General features: G+C 40.8%; 2 protein-coding genes. Both read right to left on the bottom strand.

Annotation, left to right across the window (positions count from 1 at the left end; all coding sequences use genetic code 11):
• On the bottom strand, positions 1–1,904 hold a 1,904-nt coding region (locus ACOVO2_RS16440; RefSeq protein WP_421771025.1), incomplete at its 3' end, for a TonB-dependent receptor domain-containing protein.
• Positions 1,905–2,005: 101 nt separating this feature from the next.
• Positions 2,006–4,393, bottom strand: a complete 2,388-nt coding sequence (locus ACOVO2_RS16445; protein WP_421771026.1) for a TonB-dependent receptor domain-containing protein — start codon at positions 4,391–4,393, stop codon at positions 2,006–2,008.

Here is a 4,393-nt window from a genome sequence, read left to right on the forward strand (position 1 = left end):
TTTCCGTTTTTGTCAAAAAGAGCCGTTTGAGCAAAATTGCTATTGATGATTTTATAGACACTCGCATTGGCCGATAATTTTCCATCCAAAAACTCATTTTTCACGCCAACTTCATATTGGTCAATGATAGATGGTTTTAGGGCATCGCCGTTGATATCGGTTCCAGTATTGATGGTAAAGTTATTGCTGTATGAAGTATAAATCGATGTCGTTTGGAATGGCTGATAAATCAACGCCAATTTTGGAGAAAATGCCGCATCTGATTTGTCGGCTGCTGTGCCACGACGTGCAACATTCTTTTCGAGATTCAAGATAGTTGATTGAAACGCTGTCTGGTAAGAATATCTCAAACCTGCCAATACTTTAAATTTAGGACTAATCGCAATCAAATCTTGTACATAAACACCGTAGCGGTTTTGTGGGGTTGTTGTGCGAGCAGTATCGGCAATGGTAGGAATATCGGTGCGAGCCACGTATTTCGAGAAATCAAAGATATTAATTCTATCATAGGCCGTACCTACCACGCCCGTAGCTGAAGTAAATTTAAAGGAATGGCTAACTATTTCGATTCTCAGGAAATCTGCACCAACTAATAATTGATGATTGATTTTTCCAGTTTTAAAACCTCCATTTAAATTTACTTGGCCTGTGTAGTCCTTCTCGGCCGTATGCACCGCACTCAATGCTCGTGTATAATCGCCATTAAGAGCAATTGCACTTGGTACTCCTGCCCCAAAGCCCTTCACGCGTGTATCTTGCACCGAGCCAATAGCGGTAAGCTTCCAGTTATTATTAAAACGGTGGTTGATAGTCAAAAATCCTGCGGTTTGGTCAGTATTATTATACGCCCACGAAGTATTTATAAAACGATTTCTCGGAGCTTCGGGCAATTCAGTAATCGTGATTCTGCTATTGGGTGTTCCTACTCCTGCATCTGGCACAATATTACTTTTCAAATAATCAGCCTGTAATAAAACATCGGTTTTGTCACTGATTTTATATAACAATGAAGGCGTAACATACACTCTATTTGTTTTTACAACATCACGATAGCTTTGAGCATTTTCATAAGTACCAACTGCTCTGAAAGCCAATTTCTTACTAATCGGCCCATACACATCAATGGTTGGTTTGTATTGATTATAGCTTCCTACAAGCATTGAGGCCTGTCCACCCCAATCGAAACGCGGCTTTTTAGTAACCATATTAATAATCACACCGCCCGAAACATTGCCGTAAAGTAAAGCCGAACTTCCTTTCATAACTTCTACCGACTCTAAAGTACTGGCATCGGGGAATCCCTGCGTATTGCTGATTGTGCCGTTCTTGAAAATACTACCTCCTGCACCCGCAACACCCACACTATATCCACGAGAAGAAAAAGTTTCGGCAACACCACCACGGGTTTCGGTGAGCGAAACCCCGCTGACATTCTTCACCACATCGCCTAATCTGATGGCTTGTTGGTCGGCAATTACAGTGCTGCTCACAACGGCCGTACTTTGCGGTAAATCAAGCGGACGAATATTGGCTTTGCCCAATGTAGCGGTTCGGTTGGCGGTGTAAGTACCCGAAATTACAATTTCTTTCAGCATTTCCGAATTCTCAAATAATTCAAGCGAAAGATTGAGTGTTTTACCATCTTCGATTTTAATCTTTTGCTCTAAAGTTTTATAACCAACAAACGAAGCAATTAAGGTATAACTTCCATCTTTTATGTTTGTGATAGTAAACTCTCCCTTTTCGTTTGAAGTTGTACCTCGTTTGGTTTCTTTCAATTGAATAGATACGTAAGGAGCCGCTTGCCCTTCGCTATTACTGACAGTTCCTCTCAGATTTCCAGATTGGCCAAATGTCCAATTACTTAGCAATAATATGACCGATATAAGTAAGGTATTTTTCATAGTTTTCTTTGGAAAAATCATTATTCTTATTTAGACTAATTACAAATAAATTCTTTAAAAAGAAGGGAATTGTTAAAGATTCCCTTCTTTACTGTTATAATTTAAAACTTAAATCCTGCTGAAACGTAGAATGTGCGGCCATCAGCTGGTAAAATTCCTGGGCCTGGGTACCCACCCGCACGTCTTGTAAAATAGCGTTCGTCGGTGAGGTTGTTTACACCTGCCTTAACATTGTAGTGCTTCAAGAATTTGAAACTCGCCGAAAGGTCTTGGACGGTGTAAGCTGGAATTACGCCTGTTGTAGCGGCAGCATTGGCAACTTCTGTATTCGAAGCATCGGCATAAGCTTTGCCAATATCGCTCATCTGCCACGTAACCGAGAAGCCTTTTTTGTTGTAGGTAATACCAAAACGGTTGATTTTACGAGGAGCATTTTCAACTCTTTTTCCAGAAAGATTTCCTTCTACTACCTGTCCGTTCACTACCGAAGTTGTCTTGAAATCACGGTAAGTCGCATCAATGTAGGCTATCGAAGCAAACATACTCACATAACCAATTTTAGATTTTTTGAAGAAAGCCGTTACGGGGTCGAACTCAATATATCCCTCAAAACCTTGGCTTACCGAACGACCTAAATTGGTGCGGAATTGATAACGTTGGTTGGCCGCATTGGTTTGTGTGATTGTCCCGATTCGGTTATTGTAATTTACATAGAAATAATCAACATCGAAGTTCAAGTAATTAGCTACTTTGCCACGGTATCCGAAATCAAAATTATAGCCACGAGCATCTTGTAGATTTTCGTCAATCACATCGGTTGTCGCTGGAGGTGTAAGGTCAGAAATCAAAACTGGGCGATAGGCCTGCGAGATATTGCTATAAAACTCTGATTGCTCGGTCAGATGATACTCAGCACCTCCACCAAAAAGTAAGAAACTACGATTTCGGGTAATCGGTGTAAGATTATTGGCAACACCATTCGATAGGCTAAAACGTCCTTGCATGGTAGAGCTGATATTCTCGACTCTTGCTCCTGCTGTTATTAAAAACTTCTTATTGAAACGGAAAATATTCTCAAAATAAGCCGCTTTATTGATATTATTGAAGTCTAAATCACGTGGGTAGTCACCTTCGATATTAAATTCCATGTCTTGGCTAATTGTGCCTTTTCCTTGTTGTTTACGGTCGATGTGTCCGTTATAATACCTCAATCCGCTCGCAAGGGTATTGTTTAAACCCAACAATTTATAATCAGTGATGAAGCGTAATTCTGAACCATAATTATTGTAATAGTCTCTATCTACCTGACGATTTGAACTAAGATTATCGACCGTTGTGATAGCCGAAACATTGCCCACACTATTACGCTCGGCAATTACGCCAAATGCTTTCCAACTCAGTTTTGTTTTCTCGCTAAAAATATATTCAGCCGAGAGCGAAGGAACCAACCAAGGTGTGCTAAACCAGTTTCGACTACGTACACTCTGGCGTGCATCTTGAGCAAACTGAGCGTCAGTCAAGCCACCTGCTTGCTGACTTTTGTAGGTCATATAAGTTGCTTCTGCTCCAATCTTAAACTTATTCGTGATGGCATAACTCAATTCGGCATGAGCGTGGTCGGTGTTGTAGTAGCTATTATCTCTCCAGCCATTGCCAAATCGTTTTTGATAATAAGCCGTATAGCTCAAGCGTCCTTCCGTTCCACCAATGTAATTGAATGTACTAAACAAACCATTACTACCCGTTGTATTCTGCGACTCGACCGTTACACGAGTAGAAATATCTGGTTTACGAAGTACAAAATTCATTAATCCACCAAATTGAGGGCCATATTGAAGTGAAGATGCTCCACGAACAATTTCGATGCGGTCAACTACTTCCATCGGCGGTGTATAATAGGCTTCTGGATAACCCATTGGGTCGGGTGTAATATCGTAGCCATTCATTCTTACATTAAATTCCCACGAACGATTCGGACTCAAACCACGAGATGCCACGCCCAACTGAATACCCGAACCATCGTTTTCCCAAACCGAAATACCCGGCGTGCGACTAAATATCTGACGGCTATTATTCATTGCCAAGTTGGCATTAAGGTTATCAAGTTTAATAACTTCGTTTTTCTTTGTGGCATTAATCGAATAGCCATCAACTTCGGCTAAATGTTCGTTTCCTCTTACCCCACGGCTTGCTACTACCTGAATGTCTTTCAAAGTGTAAGTTTCGTCCTCTAACTCAAAATCAAGACTTTTTACTTCGTTTTCTTGAAGTGTAAAACTCAATTCTTTATTTTTCAGACCAACACTCGATACTACAAGTGTATATTCACCATTTCTTAAACCCTTAATCACATATTCTCCGTTGGTATTAGTCTGTACTCCTCTCACCGTTCCTTTCAAAGTCACACTCGCTCCCACAATCGCTTGCTTCGCCCCATCCGTAACTTTCCCATTGATAGCTGCTTTTTGTCCAAAAGCGGCAAAAACCAC

Source organism: Emticicia sp. (assembly GCF_049241225.1).
In the GTDB taxonomy this organism is placed as follows: domain Bacteria; phylum Bacteroidota; class Bacteroidia; order Cytophagales; family Spirosomataceae; genus Emticicia.